We start from the raw sequence: 16,832 nt of genomic DNA on the forward strand, positions 1-16,832 counted from the left end.
CGGCAAGGACAAAACGCGTTTTCTGCTATCAAAGAGCATTGCAGGCAGGCGCGCGCGCGTATAGGCCAAGCACGCGATGACCGATACGACACCCTCTGCGACCACGCTGCTTCCCGCTCCCGATACCGAGATCGACGTCCGCGAGACGTTCGGGATCGACATCGACATGAAGGTGCCCGCGTTCAGCGCGGCCGACGAGCGGGTTCCCGATCTCGATCCGAATTACGTGTTCGATCCGGACACCACCCTCGCCATTCTCGCCGGCTTTTCGCACAATCGCCGCGTGATGGTTCAGGGCTATCACGGTACCGGCAAGTCGACTCACATCGAACAGGTTGCCGCGCGGCTGAAGTGGCCTTGCGTGCGCATCAACCTCGACGCCCACATCAGCCGTATCGACCTCATCGGTCGCGACGCGATCGTCCTGCGCGACGGGCTGCAGGTCACCGAATTCCGTGAAGGCCTGCTTCCCTGGGCCCTGCAGACGCCGACCGCTCTGGTTTTCGACGAATACGACGCGGGTCGTCCGGACGTGATGTTCGTGATCCAGCGTGTTCTGGAAACCGAAGGCAAGCTGACGCTGCTCGACCAGAACCGGGTCATCCGCCCGAACAAGTGGTTCCGCATGTTCGCGACGGCAAACACCGTCGGCCTCGGCGACACCTCGGGCCTCTATCACGGCACGCAGGCGATCAACCAGGGCCAGATGGACCGCTGGAACATCGTCGTTGCGCTCAACTACCTGCCCGCCGCGACCGAAATCGACATCGTGACCAAGAAGGTTCCGGGTCTTTCGGAAAAGACCGCGTCGGAAATGGTGCGCGTGGCTGACCTCACCCGCAAGGGCTTCATCGGCGGCGACATCTCGACCGTGATGAGCCCGCGCACGGTCATCAGCTGGGCGCAGAACGCGGCGATCTTCAACGACGTCGGCTTTGCCTTCCGTCTCTCGTTCCTGAACAAGTGCGACGAGACCGAGCGCGTTCTGGTGGCGGAATACTACCAGCGCGTCTTCGGCAAGGATCTGCCCGAAAGCGTCGCGCACAAGGCTTGATTTTCAGGGCCTGACTTTTCAGGCTTGAAGTCCCAAACCCGATCAGCCCCGGTTCCGGAACGCCCGGAACCGGGGCTTCGTGTTTTCGGATGCCCGCCCGTCAGCCGTGCGGAACGATCAGGTACTTGCTGCCCGTCGCCCGCGCATTGAACGCCAACGCCGCTTCGCGCGTCAGCGCCTGTTCCAGCGTGACCCGCGCCTTGTACGAACTCGCAAAAGTCGTGGTCAGTTCGTCGCGCACTCGCTGACGCAGTCGTTCAGCCGCTTCTTCGCCAATCGACTGCAGGAACGGGGTGAGCAGGAACCCGGCAATCGCCCAACCGAATCCGAAGGTGCGATTGACGATCGTCGGCCCCATGTCGAGCGCACCGTAGATATAGACTTTCTTGAAAACGTTGGAGCCATAGCGACTATAGGCCGCACCCCGGCTCGCCACCTGTTCCATCGCATGCAGGATCTGCCCGGCTAGCTTGCCCCCGCCCACCGCATCAAAACCCAGCGTCGCCCCGGTCGCCGCAATGGCGTCCTGCAAATCGACCTCGAAGTCGGGCGCGCTTGAATTGACGACATGCTCGGCGCCCTGCCCGCGCAGCAGGGCAACTTGCGCTTCGGAGCGGACCACATTGACCAGAGGAATACCCTCGGCCTTGCAGATCCGCGCCAGCATCTGCCCCAGGTTCGAGGCCGCTGCGGTGTGGACCAAGGCCTTGTGCCCTTCGCGACGCATGGCCTCGACAAAGGACAAGGCGGTCAGCGGATTGACGAACGCAGCCGCGCCCTGTTCCGCACTGGCCCCTTCGGGCAGGACAAGGCACGCCCGCGCATCGACGATCCGGTATTGCGCATACATGCCGCCAGCGACCGCCGCGACCCGCTTGCCGATCAGGCCTTGGGCCACTTCGCCCGCAGCGATCACGGTTCCCGCGCCTTCGTTTCCGACCGGCATCGCCTGCCCCAGCCGCCCCTGCATCGCACGGACCGCCCGTTCGGGCATCGGCGCGACGATCCGTCCCGGCGCATAGTCGGCATTGTCGAGATCGGCCGGACCGAACAGCAGGGCCAGATCGGACGGATTGATCGGCGCTGCTTCCACCCGGATCAGCACCTCGTGCCCCTTCGGCTCGGGCAGGGTTTCCTCACGCAATTCGACGATCAGCCGTCCATCGGCTTCAAGCGTCGATACCAGTTGCTTGCCGCTCACCATCACTCATCTCTCCCGGATATTGTGCCGAGATGAAGTAGAGCCCTTCGGGCGGCGCGTTAAGTCCCAATTTGCAACGGTTCTTCGCTTCGAGCGCGGCGGCCATGTCGTCGCGGTTCCATTGACCGAGTCCGACGAGCGCCAGACAGCCCACCATCGAGCGCACCTGATGATGGAGGAAGCTGCGCGCCGCTGCCGCGATCAGGACTTCGTCCCCCACTCGCCGCACGTCGAGGCGATCGAGCGTCTTGAGCGGGCTCGCCGCCTGGCAATGCACCGACCGGAACGTCGTGAAATCGTGATGCCCGACCAGCACTTGCGCAGCCTCGTGCATGGCCTCGGCATCGAGCGGGCGCGTCACGCGCCACGCCCGCCCGGCTTCCAGCGTCAGCGGCGCGCGGCGATTGATGATGCGATATTCATAAGCGCGCCCGATGCACGAAAAGCGCGCATGCCAGTCGTCGGCCACCCGCACGCAGTCGAGCACCGCGATCGGGTGCGGTTTCAACCGGGCATTGATCGCTTCACCAAGCCGAAAGGGATCGAAATCACGCGACAGTTCGAGATGGGCGCGCATCCCCCGGGCATGGACACCGGTATCGGTGCGTCCGGCGGCATGGAGAACGATCTCCTCCCCGATCACCGATTGCGTCGCTTCTTCCACGGCCTGCTGCACCGAAGGACCATGGGCCTGTCGCTGGAACCCCATGAAAGGGGTGCCGTCCCATTCGAGCGTAAGGGCAAAGCGCGTCATCGCCGGCTCACCCGATCCGCGTGCCGACGGGAATCGCCCGTCCGCGCAACAGCGCCGCCGTATCCATCGCCGGACGTCCGGCTCGCTGCACCAGAGTCGGGCGCAGGGCCCCTTCGCCACAGGCAATGGCGAGCGTGTCGTCGATCACGGAGCCCGGCTCTCCTTCCCCTGCGACCACTTGCGCGGCCAGCACGCGATAGCGTTCGCCCTCGAATTCGAAGAAAGCCCCCGGCGCGGGCGCGAAAGCACGCACCCGACGTTCGAGATCGAGCGCCGACAACGCGAAATCGAGACGGCTTTCCGCCTTGTCGATCTTGGCTGCATACGTGACGCCCTCTTCGGGCTGCACGACGGCGGGATAGGCAGACAAGTCGGCCAGAACCGTGACCATCAGCGCCGCGCCGGCTTCGGCCAGTTCGGTGGCCAGTTCACCCGCCGTCTTGCCATCGACGCCGGTTACGACTTTTGCCAGCATCGGCCCGGTGTCGAGCCCGCGATCCATCTGCATGATCGTCACGCCCGTTTCCGCGTCCCCGGCGAGAATCGCGCGCTGCACCGGCGCCGCACCGCGCCAGCGCGGCAGGATCGAGCCATGGACGTTGAGACAACCCAGTCGCGGCGCGTCGAGCACTGCCTGCGGCAAGATCAGCCCATAGGCGGCAACGACAGCGACATCGGCCCCATGCGCGGCAAAGGCGGCCTGTTCCTCGGCCCCTTTCAGGCTGAGCGGGGTAAAGACCGCGATCCCCGCCTCTTCGGCGGCGCGATGAACAGGCGAGGCCTGCAGCTTCTTCCCCCGCCCCGCCGGGCGCGGCGGCTGGCTGTAGACAGCCACGACTTCGTGCCCGGCTGCGAGCAGGGCCCGCAAGGTCGGCACGGCAAAATCGGGGGTTCCCATGAAGACGACGCGCATTGGCCCGTGAATTTCCTTGTCCGAGAGTGGATGCCGACCATCATGGCCACTTCCGTTTTGATCCTGTGGCCCTATCTGTGCGGCCATGGCATCGCAAGAGATCGAGGCATTGGCGAGCGCGTTGGCGCGACTTCCCGGACTGGGCCCGCGTTCGGCGCGGCGGGCGGTGCTGTGGCTGATCAAACGGCGCGAAACGGCGCTCACGGGTCTGGTCGATGCTCTGGCGACGGTCCGCGACCGCCTCGTCGAATGCCCCACGTGCGGCAATGTCGACACGACCAGCCCATGCGGGATCTGTACCGACACGCGCCGCGATGCCCGCTCGCTCTGCGTCGTGGAGGACGTGTCCGATCTCTGGGCTCTCGACCGCGCGCGCCTCTTCACCGGGCGCTATCACGTTCTTGGCGGTCGCCTGTCGGCCCTCGACGGCGTGCGCCCCGAAGATCTCAACATTGCCCGCCTGATCGACCGGGTGGCGGGCGGCGGGATCGACGAAGTGGTCCTTGCCATGAATGCCACGCTCGAAGGGCAGACGACCGCCCATTACCTTGCCGAACGACTGGAAGGCTATCCGGTCCGGATCACCCAGCTTGCCCATGGACTGCCGGTCGGGGGCGAACTCGATTACCTCGACGAAGGCACGCTGGCGCAAGCCTTGCGCGCACGACGCCCGATCGGGTGAACCCGCCCCTCTTGCGAGTCGATGACAGCGCGATTATCTTGCCGCGATGGCTATCCGCGAAATCCTTGAAGTCCCCGATCCCCGCCTCAAGCAGGTGTCGAAGCCCGTCGAAGTGTTCGACGACGAACTGAAAACGCTCGTCGCCGACATGTTCGAGACCATGTACGATGCCCCCGGCATCGGCCTTGCCGCCATTCAGGTCGGCGTGCCGCTGCGCGTGCTGGTGATCGATCTTCAGCCCGACGACCCGGATGCCGAACCGGAAGTGTGCACTGCGCACGGCGGCCACCACCACACGCACCAGCCGACCAAGAAGGAACCGCTGGTCTTCATCAACCCGGTGCTGTCCTCGCTGTCCGAAGATCTGGCAGTCTATAATGAAGGCTGTCTTTCGGTCCCCGAAATCTATGCCGAAGTGACTCGCCCCTCGCGCATCCACGCCCGTTGGCAGGATCTCGACGGCAATGTCCACGAGGCGGAAATCGACGACCTGCTCGCGACTTGTCTCCAGCACGAGATGGACCATCTCGAAGGCATTCTCTTCATCGACCACCTCTCGCGTCTCAAGCGCCAGATGGCCTTGAAGAAGCTGGAAAAGCTCCGCCGCGCGGCCTGACCGCGCAGAACCCTTGCCAGACACGGCACCAGCCCCTAGGTTCACGGTTCGTTCCGTGAATTGAAAGGCTGGTACGTGGATTCGTTCGTGATCGCTGCCGTGATGACCGTGGCTGCACTGGCCGTCGGCGTCGCGCTGGGCTGGTTTCTCGGCTCGCGCCCGGTGGCCGAATGGCGTTCCCGCGCCGACGCGAACGAAACCACCATCAAACAGATGACGATCGACCTTGCCGGGCTCAGCGAACGGGTTCGGCAGGTAGATGCGCTTGGCGCCGAACTGGTCGAGATCCGCCGCGAGCGCGACGCTTTGCGCCCCGAACTTGCCAGCGCCCAGACGCGTGCCGCCGACGCGGAACGGCTGCGCGTCGAACTCGCCGAAATCCGGCACGAACGCGATGCCCTGCGCCCCGAACTCGCCAGTGCGCAGACCCGCGCCGCCGACGCTGACAAGTTGCGGAGCGAACTGGCCGAAACCCGCACCGCCCGCGCCGCCCTTGCCGAGGAACTGGCGCGGATGAAAGCGGACGCGGCCAATTTCGACGAGCAGAAGCGCCTGCTGCTCGCTGCGCAGGAAGCCCTGCGCAAGGAATTCGAGAACGCGGGCAGCAAAGTGCTGGCCCAGGCGCAGGAAGTCTTCCTCCGCCGTGCGAGCGAGAATTTCGAGCAGACCCAGAACGCCCAGGCCGAACGCCTCAAGACCCTGCTCGCTCCGGTCGATCAGCGGCTCAAGTCCTATGAGGAACAAGTCGGAAAGCTGGAAAAGGACCGCGTCGATGCCTTCGGCACGCTGACCGGCCTGATCCAGTCGATGCGCGACGGGCAGGAAGCCGTGCGGGCCGCTGCGGCTCAGCTCGGCAATTCCCTGCGCAACGGCCCCAAGACGCGCGGACGCTGGGGCGAACTGCAATTGCGCAACGTGCTCGAACAGTGCGGCTTGTCCGAACATACCGATTTCATCACCGAACATTCGATCGAGACCGACGAGGGACGCCTCCGTCCTGATGCCATCGTGCGCATTCCGGGCAACAAGCTGCTGGTCATCGACGCCAAGGTCTCGCTCAACGCCTATCAGGACGCATTCGAGGCCGAGAACGACGAAGCCCGGGCGGCCGCGCTCAAGCTCCACGTCCAATCGATGCGCAATCACATCCAGACTCTTGGCAGCAAGGCCTATCAGAGCCAGTTCGAGGACGCGCCCGACTATGTGCTGATGTTCGTGCCGGGCGAACATTTCATTGCCGCCGCGCTCGAACACGACCCGACGCTGTGGGATTTTGCTTTCGAACGGCGCGTTCTGCTCGCGAGCCCGACCAATCTCGTCGCGATCGCCCGCACCATCGCGCAAGTGTGGCGTCAGGACGGCCTTGCCCGCGAAGCCCGCGAAATCGGCAAGATGGGCGGTGACCTTTACGACCGCCTCGCCGTTGCCGCCGACCACCTCAAGCGCGTCGGCTCGGGCCTTGAAAGCGCGGTCAGCAACTACAACAAGTTCGTCGGCAGCTTTGAACGCAATGTGCTGTCGGCAGGTCGCCGCCTGCGCGACAAGCACATCGAGATCGGCAAGCGCGAGATCGAGGACGTGCCCGTCATCGAAAGCAGCCCGCGCTATGGCGCCGCCGATATCGAACCGGCGGCAGCCCTTCCCTCCCAAGAGTAATACCAACCTGCGTCAGGCCTGCCTTACCGCAGATCGGCCGGACGCTGCTTAGGCCATCAAGGCCTCCTCGACATGGTCGAGGCGGTCGTGACCGAAGAACAGTTCGTCACCGACAAAGAACGACGGCGCGCCGAACGCCCCTCGCGCCACCGCTTCCTCGGTGTTGGCTCGCAATTTCTCGCGGTTCTCCGGCGCATTCGCGAGCGCGAGGATCATGTCGAAATCGAACCCCTCGGCCTCGCACATCGCCGCAAGGTCCCGCTCATCAGCGGGATCGATTCCGTTCTCGATGCCTTGACAATGGCGAAAGGCCGCATCGATGAAACGGGCCTGCAAAGCCGGATCACTATCCAGCCCGAGCGTCGCGCGCGTCAGGGAGCGCGTGTTCATCGGGAAATGGGGATTGTGATGGAGCGACACGCCGACACGCCGCGCACAACGCGCCATGTCCCGGACCATGTAAGCACCCTTGGCCGGAACCGCGACCGGCGGCTGATTGCCGGTCGCCCGCATCACGCCTCCCAGAAACATCGGCCGATAGACAACTCTGGCTCCGGTCCGTTCAGCCAGTCCGGGCAAGAGAAAATGCGCAATATAGGACGTCGGGCTGACATAATCGAAGAAGAATTCCACTGTCCGGGTCATAGTCATGTCCTCCTAGAGTGCAACCGAGCGGCCGATGCCGTTGCTGTTGAACCACGGCACATCGGTCCACGCGCGCAAGTCGATCTCGTGAGTCCAGGCCGAGCGGTGCTGGCGGGCGAGATGAAGATAAGTCTCGGCCATCCGATCCGGGCGCAGCAGGGCGTCGCGGCTCCCCCGTTCGGCGCGCAAGGCCTCGAAGGCATCCTTGCCCAGCATCCGCCCGAGTGTGTCGGGCGCATCGACCGCTCCGTCGACAAGGACGTGAACCACGTGGATGCCCTGGGCAGCGAATTCGGCATTCAGCGTCTGGCACAGCAGACGTCGTCCGCCCATCGCCGCGGCATGGCTGTGTTGCCCCGCATTCCCGCGCACGGCTGCCGTTGCCGAGGTGACCAGCACAGTGCCGCCGCCGCGCTCCACCATCCGAGGAAACAAGGCTTTCGCCACCCGGAACAGGCCGAATGTCCCCAGCCGCCACCCCAGTTCGAACGTGCGATGCGGCGTCTCGTCAAGCGAGCGGTTCCCGATCTGCGCGCCGATGTTGTAGACGACGACCTCGATCGGGCCGATGTCCCGCTCGACGCTCTCGATCCGCTCCTCCATCGCGCCGTCATGGGCGACATCGAGCAGATAGCCGGTGGCATCATGGCCATTGCGCCGGATACCCTCGACCAGCCGCAACAACCCGGCCTCGTCCGACCGGCGGCAAAGCACGGCATGATAACCCTCGGCCGCAAACCGCGCGCCCACCGAACCGCCGATCCCGGCCCCTGCTCCGATCACCAGACAGACCGACCTGCCTTCCTGCTCTCCCATGAGCCCTTCCCTTCGTTACCGAGCGAATCTATATGATAGGAATCATGTAGATCTAAATGACGGTCATCATACAGATCGTCAAGCGAGAGAAGCTGTCATGGGGACGTCCAAGGCCGACAAGGCACAGAGCCGCGAGCGCATTCTGGCCGCCGCGGCACAACAGATCCGCAGCGGCGGGCTGGACAGCATCGCGATCGGGGACCTGATGAAGACGGCCGGGCTGACCCATGGCGCATTCTATGCGCACTTCCCCTCACGGGCGGCGCTGATCGCGGCGGCGCTCGATCGGGCGCTGGCGGATGGATCGCGCAACGCGCACAAGGCTTGCGGCCCGGTCGAAACCCGCACGCTCGCGCAATTCGTCGAGGCTTATCTCTCCCCCGCCCACCGCGACGCTCCGCACAAAGGCTGCGCGGTCCCGGCGCTGGCCGCCGAAGCCGGACGGTCGGACGAGGAAACGCGAGCGATCATGAGCCGTCGCATGGAACGCTATATCGATGATCTTGCGACGACGATCGGCGAAGGCGAAGCCGCGCGGGAAGAAGCCATCGCCACATGGTCCGCGATGGTCGGCGCGCTGATGCTGTCCCGACTGTTCGCGGGCGAACCGCTGGGCGATGCTGTTCTCGACGCCACCCGCAAAGCGATCCTGGGCAGGGTCGGAAAGCCCTAGCCTTCGAGTGTCGCAAGCACTTCGTAAGCCAGGACTGCCCCGGCGACCGCCGCATTGAGGCTGTCAGCGCGACCCTTCATCGGCATCGTCACCCGCAAGTCGCAAGCCATCTCGTATTCTTCGGGAAGGCCGCGCGATTCATTGCCGACCATGACAAAGCAGGGCGCTGCATAAGGCGCACCACGATAGGGCTGCGCGTCGCGCAAGGATGCCGCGACAAGCTGCCCTTCCCCTTGCCGAAGCCACTCCTGAAACTCGGCCCAGCGCGCCTGAGCGAGACGCTGGGTAAAAATCGCGCCCATGCTGGCCCGCACGGCCTCGACCGAGAACGGATCGGCACAATCGTCGAGCAGGATCAGCCCGCCCGCGCCGACCGCGTCGGCCGTGCGCAACATCGTGCCCAGATTGCCCGGATCACGCATGGCCTGTACCACGAGCCAGATCGGGGCGGCCTTGCGATCAATCGTCGAAAGCCCGGTGTCCCATTCCGCATAGACGCCCGCGACGGCCTGCGGATTGTCCTTGCCGGTGACTTTGGCGAGAATGTCGGTCGGCACCTCGATCACGTCGCCGCCGCTTTCCACTACCGCCTGCTCGAGATCGGACAGCAGGGGATGCTCGTCGCGCCCGGACGCCATCAGCAGAATTTCGGGCAAACGACCGCCTTCGCGCGCGTCGGTCAGCAGCCGCAGACCTTCGGCCAGAAAACGCTCCTCGCGCCGCCTGTGCTTCTTGTCGCGCAGGCTGCGAACGAACTTGATCGTGGGATTGGAGTAGCCGGTGATGATCTTGCGCGCCATGGCTCCGCTCATGCGCAGCCTGCGCGGCAAGGTCAATCCTCGCCGAAACCGTCCTTGATGAGCCCAGCCAGCTTCATCAGCACGGCATCGGCTTCGCCATCGGGGCCCGCGACGCTCAGATCGACGCTGTCGCCCTTGGCCGCACCAAGCATCATCAGCCCGAGGATCGAACCGCCATTGGCGTCGGTTCCGTCCTTGGTCACGGTCACGTCGAATCCGGCCGGAAGCTTGGCCACGGCATTGACAAACTTGGCACTGGCCCGGGCATGAAGCCCACGCTGGTTGACAATGGTCACCGTTTCACGCGCGATGTACACCTGCTCTCCCATTGATCATGCGTCCTGTCCCAGAAATTCGGAAGCGATGGTAATATAGTTACGCCCCGCATCGCGTGCAGCAGCGGTCGCTTCGCGAACCCCCATGCATCCGCGCGCCTTGGCGAGGCGGATCAGCATGGGCAGATTGATACCTGCAATGACTTCGACCTTGCCTGCCTGCATCAGCGAGATGGCAAGATTCGAAGGCGTTCCGCCGAACAGATCGGTAAGGACGATGACACCGTCCCCGCTGTCGACACGGCGGATCGCATCGGCGATTTCGCGCCGTCGCTTCTCCATATCGTCGTTGGGGCCGATGCAGACACCGATGATGTCCGACTGGCGCCCGACGACATGCTCCATCGCATGGATGAATTCGTCGGCGAGAGCGCCATGGGTAACCAGGATGAGACCGATCATGAAATGACGTGGCTCCGAAGGTCGAGTCGCTTGCCCTGGCGACGCGCCGGGTGTTCCGGATGACGCAGCTTGAGCATGGCGATGCGCACGACGCCTCTCTGTTGCTTAATCCCTTGCTTCAGGACCAATCCTACCCCGGAAAACATTTTATTTTATAACCTGAATGACCGGAAAAACCGGTTTTACTGCGATCCCCGCTTCCCGCTCCGCTCCAGCAAATCGGCTGCGCGCGAAGCAAGGTTGCGATGCAACAATGTGGGTGAAAATCCCGCTTCGCGCAAGGCGGAAGCGATCTGTTCGGCCATGAATACCGAACGGTGTTTCCCTCCGGTACACCCGAAAGCTATGTTCACATAGGCCTTGCCTTGCGCTTCAAAGCGGGGAAGCAGCAGCAGGAGCAGGTCGCGAATCCGCGCAAATGCTTCCTCAAAGGCCGGATCGCGGCGGATATAGTCCCCCACCGGGGCATCCAGTCCGGTCTGCGGCCGCAACTCTTCCACCCAATAGGGATTGGCAAGAAATCGCATGTCGAAAACGAGATCGGCCAGCGGCGGCGTCCCGCGGGAAAAACCGAAACTGTTGATCGTGATCGTCGAATGGGGCGGCGTCGTCTGGCTGAAATGCGCGCGGATCGCCTGTTGAAGATCGTTGGTGGTGTAGTCGCTGGTCGAGATCACCACATCAGCCCAACGCCGCAAGGGCTCGAGCAATTCCCGCTCAGCCACGATGCCGTTGAGCGCGGGCTTGTCCTCGCTCATCGGATGGCGACGGCGGGTCTCATTATAGCGGCGTTCGAGCTCGGCCCCGCTGCAATCGAGGAAGAGCGTGGTGATCGACAGGTCCGAACGCTCCAGCAAGGACTTGACCCGCGCGATCGTCGTCTGCGGATCAAAGCCGCGCGTGCGGGTATCGAAACCGATTGCCAGAGGCGCGCCATCATCGAGGCGGGCAGTGCCCGGACCGGTTTCCAGCAGACGGTCGAGCAGGCGGATCGGGAAGTTGTCGATGGCTTCCCAGCCCAGATCCTCAAGCGCACGCATGGCCGTGGTCTTGCCTGCACCCAGAACCCCGGTCACCAGCAGAATACGTTGCGGTCCCGAGCCTTTACCTGAACCGCATTCGGCGGTTCCTGCCTCGGACAAAGTGGACGATTCGTCACCCATTGCCCCTCTGTGCGCCACACCGCGACGGATTGAAAGGCCGGATTGAAAGAGAAGACCGCAGACGTTTTCCCGATCATGCCACCGGGAGGCCGTAATGCTGAAGGGCAAGCTCGGTCCGCAAGGCCAGAACCGGACTGTCAGGCCAAAGGCGCAAAGCCGGAAGAGGCACGCCGCCCCGCTCGACCCTCTCGGCCGCCTCGACATGGCGCGGCGCCCCGTGATCGAGCAGGACGACAAGAGCGACCGGCACGTCGCCGACCACCGGCATGGGCAGAAGCCCCAGATTGCGAACCTCGATCAGCCCCGCGATCGCGGGATGCGGGCGAGCGAGCAAGCGCCCATCCTCTGCCGCAAGCAGCACGCCATCGTCGCCGACAAGACGCGCGCCCCGATCGATCAAGGCAAGGGCAAGGCTCGACTTGCCGACCCCGGGCGCCCCTTCGATCAGGATCGCCCGCCCGCCGATCGCAACCGCCGTCGCCTGATGGGCGCGGGCCTTCATTCGTCGTCCTCGTCATTGGCCGAGGGCAAGGACAGCACAAGACAAGCCCCCCCGCTGCCATCGGCCTTGTCGACGATCACCAAAGTCCCGTCGTGCGCCTCGGCAATGCTGCGCGCGATGGCAAGGCCAAGGCCGCTATGGGCACCGAAGGCTTCCTCATCCGGGCGCACCGAATGGAACCGCTCGAACACCTTTTCCCGCTCGTCCGGAGCAATTCCGGGGCCCTCGTCGCTGACCGAAAGCAGCACCCGACCATGTTCGGCCCAGACGCGCACTTCCACTTCCCCGCCCGACGGGGAAAACGAGACCGCATTGTCGAGCAGGTTGTCGAGCACGCGTTCGAGTTGCAGGGCGTCCCCGGCGACATGGGTATCGCCCTCACCCCGGCGGAAACGGATCGGGCAGTCGGTCTGCCCCGGCCGGACCCCGCGCGCGCCCACGACCTGCGCCGCCAACAGGGCCAGGTCCAGCAGGGCAAACGTCGCCCGGCTGAGCGCGGCATCAATCCGGCTCGCTTCGGCAATTTCGGTGATCAGGCGATCGAGCCGCTGCACGTCGTGGGTTGCGATGGCCGACAGCTGACGACGCAAGGCCGGGTCTTCGACCTTGTCCATCGCTTCCACGGCACTGGCGAGCGAAGCCAGCGGGTTCTTCAACTCGTGCGACACGTCTGCGGCAAAGCTTTCGACCGCGTCGATCTGCTGCCGCAAAGCTTCGGTCATGTCGGAAAACGCGCGGGCAAGCAGGCCGATCTCGTCACCGCGATCGGGCAGGCGCGGCACCACTACCGCCCGCTCGCGCCCGAGCCGGACGCGCACCGCCGCCCGGACCAGCGCGCGCAAGGGCTGCACGATCGTGCGGGCAAGGAACAGCGACAATTGCACCGACAACAGCATCGCCAGACCGATGATGATGACCAGCGTCTGGCGGGCGTCGCGCACGGCCTGTGTCACATCGAGTGCGTTGCGCATCGAGAGCAGCATGTCGCCCCGCGTCCCGACCGGCGTCGCGGCGGTGATGACCGGCGTGCGATCGGGCGCATAGCGCAGAAAGACTTCGGTCCGCCCCGACTGACGCGCCCGGGCGATTTCGGGCCAATTACCCGCGCCGGTCAGCGGCGGTTCGCGATACCGTTCGACAGCAGGTGCCCCGACGATGAAATCGACCCCGCGATCAAGCTCGCGCGCCACTTTCTGATACCAGGGTTCGGTTGCCGGATCGACAAAAGCAAACGAAGGCGGAGCAAGGCGAAAGCTGTCCTCGATCAGCCCACCGTGGGGATCATAGAGCGTCAGGCGCAGGACTTGCGTGGTGCCGATTTCGGCCATCAGTTGCCGCCGCTCGTCGCCCCGCGCATGGGACAGAGCGGCAGCCGCGATTTCCGCCTCTGCCCGCGCCAGGCGAAAGCGTTCGTTGATCAACTGGGTCCGGTAGGAGTCGAGGTAAAAAAAGCCGCCTGCGAGAAGGGCAAGCGCGATCACGTTGACGACCAGAATGCGCGTGGTCAGCGACACCCCGCGCGTGCGCCACAAACGGCGCGTCGGCCGCCTGCGCCCTGAGGACATCGGCCCGTTTCCCGACACGGGTTCGCTCTCAGGGATCGCCAAAGCTGTACCCGGCACCATAAAGCGTCTCGATCGCGCCGAACTGCGGGTCGACCACGCGGAACTTGCGCCGCAAACGCTTGATATGACTGTCGATGGTGCGGTCATCGACGAAAACATCGTCCTGATAGGCCGCATCCATCAGTTGCCCGCGCGTGCGCACGACGCCCGGACGCATCGCAAGAGCTTCGAGGATCAGGAATTCCGTGACGGTCAGCGAGACCGGCTGGCCCGACCATTCGACCTGATGCCGGGCCGGGTCCATGCTCAGGCGTCCGCGGCGGATCGGTTCGGGCAAGGCTTCGACCGGTTCGCCTTCGGGTTCGGACGCGCCGCGCAGGGCCACTTCGCTCCGCCGCAGGATCGCGCGGATCCGCGCGATCAGCAAACGCTGGCTGAACGGCTTGGTGATGTAGTCGTCCGCCCCCAGCGACAACCCGAGCGCCTCATCCGCCTCGTCCGCCTTGCTGGTCAGGAAAATGACCGGAAGGTCGCTTTTCTCGCGCAGTTTGCCCAGCAATTCGAGGCCGTCCATGCGCGGCATCTTGATGTCGAAGACGGCAAGATCGGGCGGATTTTCCCCGATCGCCTTGAGCGCGGCGGCGCCGTCGTAATAGACCCGCGTGGCAAAGCCCTCGGCCTGCAGCGCGATGGAAACCGTCGTCAGGATGTTACGGTCGTCATCGACCAGTGCAATGACTTTGGTCGCACGCGGCACTTCGGGCAGCGATGGCGATGCCTGTGTGCTGCGGTCTGCGTTGTGGTCGGGATCGCCCCCCTCGGACTTCGTCGTCATGCTCGCGTCACTGATCGGCCATCATGCCGCCCGACGACTGCAAGCGCCGCACGGCCGGTTGCAAAATCCCAAAGGGTCGGAAATATCGGCATATTCCCCTGCCCTCCCTCTCGGCACCGCGCGGTCCGGTTCCAAACCGGGCTCGGAGCACGTATCCTCTCATCGCCTAGACGCTCTCGCCGATCGTGGCAACCAGGCGCCCGACGACATCGTGCGCGCAGCAAAGTTGCACATTTTGCAATCGTCCGCGCAAAAATCTTGTTTGTCACCTCTGGTTTGACGCAGCAATTTTGGCACACTATGCGCAGTCCAACGAGTCTGTGCATTCGTATTCAAAACTTGGAAGTCAAATCGTCGAACCAAACTTGCGCGGCATGATCAACAGCCGCCCAGTGGGAGGATTGCAGTGTCCGGAACCAGCCTGAACGTGTCGCTTTCGCAGCAGGGATTCCCTGAGCCGGCACACCTCTTTGCCAATCTCGGCACGGCGCCGCTGGTCGAACACGCCGTCCACAACGGTGAAGGTGTGTTGTCCAAGGACGGCCCGTTCGTCGTCGCCACCGGCAAGCACACCGGTCGTTCGGCCAAGGACAAGTTCATCGTCCGTGATGCCGAAACCGAAAACACCGTGTGGTGGGGCAAGACCAACGTTCCGATGACCCCGGAACATTTCGCCGCTCTCAAGGCCGATTTCATCAAGGCGCTGGGCGAGAAGGACAAGCTCTACGTCGCCGATCTGTTCGGCGGCAGCCAGCCCGAACACCGCGTCAAGGTGCGCGTGATCAACGAACTGGCCTGGCACAACCTCTTCATCCGCACCCTGCTGGTGCGTCCGACCGCCGAAGAACTCGCCGATTTCGTGCCCGAATACACGATCATCGACCTGCCCAGCTTCCGCGCAGATCCGGAACGCCACGGCTGCCGCAGCGAAACCGTGGTTGCGGTCAACCTGTCGGAAAAGCTGATCCTCATCGGCGGCACCGCCTATGCCGGCGAAATGAAGAAGTCGGTTTTCGGCATTCTCAACTACCTGCTGCCGGTCAAGGGCGTGATGCCCATGCACTGCTCGGCCAACATCGGCCCCGACGGCGACACTGCCGTGTTCTTCGGCCTGTCGGGCACCGGCAAGACCACGCTGTCGGCCGACGCCAGCCGCACGCTGATCGGTGACGACGAACATGGCTGGTCGGACACCGCCGTGTTCAACTTCGAAGGCGGTTGCTATGCCAAGATGATCCGTCTCTCGGCCGAAGCCGAACCGGAAATCTTTGCCACGACCAAGCGTTTCGGCACCGTGCTCGAAAACGTCGTGATCGACCTCGCCACGCGCGAAATCGACCTTGACGACCACAGCCTGGCTGAAAACAGCCGCGGTTCCTATCCGATCGACTTCATTCCGAACGCGAGCGAGGACAACCTCGGCCCGGTTCCGCAGAACATCATTTTCCTGACTGCCGACGCTTATGGCGTGCTGCCTCCGATCGCACGCCTGACGCCGGAACAGGCGATGTATCACTTCCTGTCGGGCTATACCGCGCGCGTTGCGGGCACCGAAATCGGCGTGACCGAACCCGAAGCGACGTTCTCGACCTGCTTTGGCGCACCGTTCATGCCGCGCCACCCGTCGATCTACGGCAACCTGCTCAAGGAACGCATCAACAAGGGCGGCGTGAAGTGCTGGCTGGTCAACACCGGCTGGTCGGGCGGCAAGGCCACGCAGGAAGGCATCAAGCGCATGCCGATCAAGGCGACGCGTGCGCTCCTCAACGCTGCGCTCGACGGCAGCCTGAACGAAGCCGAATTCCGTGAAGACCCGTACTTCGGCTTCGAAGTTCCGGTCGCGGTTGCGGGCGTCGAGACCAAGCTGCTCGATCCGCGCGGCGCCTGGGCCGATGCCGACGAATACGACAAGACCGCACAGGAACTGGTGCGCAAGTTCATCGACAACTTCGAGCAGTTTGCCGATCACGTCGACGAAAGCGTCCGTCAGGCAGCGCCGGTCACTGCCTGATCGCACTGTCCATCCAGCCCAAGGGCCTGATGGAACGGAAACATGCGCCGCCCCCACAAGGGGCGGCGCATTTCGTTCAAGCCCCCCTTCGGACCGCTGATTTTTCGATCTTGCCACAATGGAGCGAGGTCTCGTTGCCCCCCCTTTCCCCGCGAAATACGTAGTTACCTGATGGGTAACTTTGGGTTCGGGGGAATCGCATGCCAACT

General features: G+C 64.1%; 18 protein-coding genes. 6 read left to right on the plus strand and 12 right to left on the minus strand.

Translation table 11 applies throughout. From position 1 onward, the window contains the following. The first annotated feature begins 76 nt into the window (after positions 1–76). Entirely contained in the window at positions 77–1,054 is a 978-nt protein-coding gene (locus Y88_RS15265; protein ID WP_008070839.1) for an AAA family ATPase, read from the plus strand. A 100-nt stretch (positions 1,055–1,154) separates the two neighbouring features. Here Y88_RS15265 and Y88_RS15270 read toward each other — a convergent pair whose 3' ends face one another. Genes Y88_RS15270 through fmt form a run of 3 tightly spaced genes read right to left on the minus strand, consistent with a single transcriptional unit; the run spans position 1,155 to position 3,922 of the window. Then, positions 1,155–2,258, minus strand: coding sequence for a zinc-binding dehydrogenase (locus Y88_RS15270; RefSeq protein ID WP_018076080.1), 1,104 nt, complete (start codon positions 2,256–2,258; stop codon positions 1,155–1,157). Then, complete coding sequence (gene truA, locus Y88_RS15275) at positions 2,224–3,009, minus strand: tRNA pseudouridine(38-40) synthase TruA (protein WP_008070841.1); 786 nt, start codon at positions 3,007–3,009, stop codon at positions 2,224–2,226. Before truA ends, Y88_RS15270 begins: the two co-directional genes overlap by 35 nt. 7 nt (positions 3,010–3,016) lie before the next feature. Further along, the gene (gene fmt, locus Y88_RS15280; RefSeq protein ID WP_018076081.1) at positions 3,017–3,922 is read right to left on the minus strand and encodes a methionyl-tRNA formyltransferase; all 906 of its coding nucleotides are present in this window, start codon (positions 3,920–3,922) and stop codon (positions 3,017–3,019) included. Between the two features lie 85 nt (positions 3,923–4,007). Here fmt and recR point away from each other — a divergent pair, with 85 nt between their 5' ends. From recR to rmuC, 3 genes are all read left to right on the plus strand, one after another. Further along, positions 4,008–4,604, plus strand: a complete 597-nt coding sequence (gene recR / locus Y88_RS15285) for a recombination mediator RecR (RefSeq protein WP_018076082.1) — start codon at positions 4,008–4,010, stop codon at positions 4,602–4,604. A gap of 46 nt (positions 4,605–4,650) precedes the next feature. Then, positions 4,651–5,220, plus strand: a complete 570-nt coding sequence (gene def / locus Y88_RS15290) for a peptide deformylase (RefSeq protein ID WP_008070847.1) — start codon at positions 4,651–4,653, stop codon at positions 5,218–5,220. A gap of 75 nt (positions 5,221–5,295) precedes the next feature. Next, a complete protein-coding gene (gene rmuC / locus Y88_RS15295; RefSeq protein WP_008070849.1) occupies positions 5,296–6,876 on the plus strand; it encodes a DNA recombination protein RmuC in 1,581 nt (526 codons plus the stop codon). A 48-nt stretch (positions 6,877–6,924) separates the two neighbouring features. On the opposite strand, the gene Y88_RS15300 is transcribed toward rmuC, so the two are convergent. Together Y88_RS15300 and Y88_RS15305 are read right to left on the minus strand one after the other, a co-directional pair. After that, positions 6,925–7,521, minus strand: coding sequence for a 2-hydroxychromene-2-carboxylate isomerase (locus Y88_RS15300; protein ID WP_018076083.1), 597 nt, complete (start codon positions 7,519–7,521; stop codon positions 6,925–6,927). Positions 7,522–7,533: 12 nt separating this feature from the next. Continuing rightward, positions 7,534–8,337, minus strand: coding sequence for an SDR family NAD(P)-dependent oxidoreductase (locus Y88_RS15305; protein ID WP_008070852.1), 804 nt, complete (start codon positions 8,335–8,337; stop codon positions 7,534–7,536). A gap of 97 nt (positions 8,338–8,434) precedes the next feature. Here Y88_RS15305 and Y88_RS15310 point away from each other — a divergent pair, with 97 nt between their 5' ends. Then, complete coding sequence (locus tag Y88_RS15310) at positions 8,435–9,010, plus strand: TetR/AcrR family transcriptional regulator (RefSeq protein WP_008070853.1); 576 nt, start codon at positions 8,435–8,437, stop codon at positions 9,008–9,010. Here the strand turns inward: Y88_RS15310 and Y88_RS15315 are convergent. From Y88_RS15315 to Y88_RS15345, 7 genes are all read right to left on the minus strand, one after another. Continuing rightward, on the minus strand, positions 9,007–9,810 hold the full coding sequence (locus Y88_RS15315) for a TrmH family RNA methyltransferase (RefSeq protein ID WP_026167069.1): 804 nt from the start codon (positions 9,808–9,810) through the stop codon (positions 9,007–9,009). The genes Y88_RS15310 and Y88_RS15315 overlap by 4 nt on opposite strands. 32 nt (positions 9,811–9,842) lie before the next feature. Next, a complete protein-coding gene (locus Y88_RS15320; RefSeq protein ID WP_036500630.1) occupies positions 9,843–10,139 on the minus strand; it encodes an HPr family phosphocarrier protein in 297 nt (98 codons plus the stop codon). A gap of 3 nt (positions 10,140–10,142) precedes the next feature. Continuing rightward, the gene (locus Y88_RS15325; protein ID WP_008070857.1) at positions 10,143–10,547 is read right to left on the minus strand and encodes a PTS sugar transporter subunit IIA; all 405 of its coding nucleotides are present in this window, start codon (positions 10,545–10,547) and stop codon (positions 10,143–10,145) included. A gap of 182 nt (positions 10,548–10,729) precedes the next feature. Beyond that, positions 10,730–11,710 carry an RNase adapter RapZ gene (gene rapZ / locus Y88_RS15330; protein WP_008070861.1) on the minus strand — a complete coding sequence of 327 codons (981 nt, stop codon included), beginning with the start codon at positions 11,708–11,710 and terminating at the stop codon, positions 10,730–10,732. A gap of 73 nt (positions 11,711–11,783) precedes the next feature. Then, a complete protein-coding gene (locus Y88_RS15335; protein WP_008070863.1) occupies positions 11,784–12,212 on the minus strand; it encodes an HPr kinase/phosphorylase in 429 nt (142 codons plus the stop codon). Then, positions 12,209–13,777 (minus strand): sensor histidine kinase, encoded by a 1,569-nt coding sequence (locus Y88_RS15340; protein ID WP_026167071.1) that lies wholly within the window; start codon positions 13,775–13,777, stop codon positions 12,209–12,211. Before Y88_RS15340 ends, Y88_RS15335 begins: the two co-directional genes overlap by 4 nt. 28 nt (positions 13,778–13,805) lie before the next feature. Then, entirely contained in the window at positions 13,806–14,612 is an 807-nt protein-coding gene (locus Y88_RS15345; protein WP_008070867.1) for a response regulator transcription factor, read from the minus strand. Between the two features lie 427 nt (positions 14,613–15,039). On the opposite strand from Y88_RS15345, the gene Y88_RS15350 reads away from it, so the two are divergent. Next, positions 15,040–16,623: a phosphoenolpyruvate carboxykinase gene (locus Y88_RS15350; protein WP_408637197.1), complete on the plus strand. Its 1,584-nt coding sequence runs from the start codon at positions 15,040–15,042 to the stop codon at positions 16,621–16,623. Positions 16,624–16,832 lie beyond the last annotated feature (209 nt).

This window comes from Novosphingobium nitrogenifigens DSM 19370, from assembly GCF_000192575.1.
GTDB lineage: Bacteria > Pseudomonadota > Alphaproteobacteria > Sphingomonadales > Sphingomonadaceae > Novosphingobium > Novosphingobium nitrogenifigens.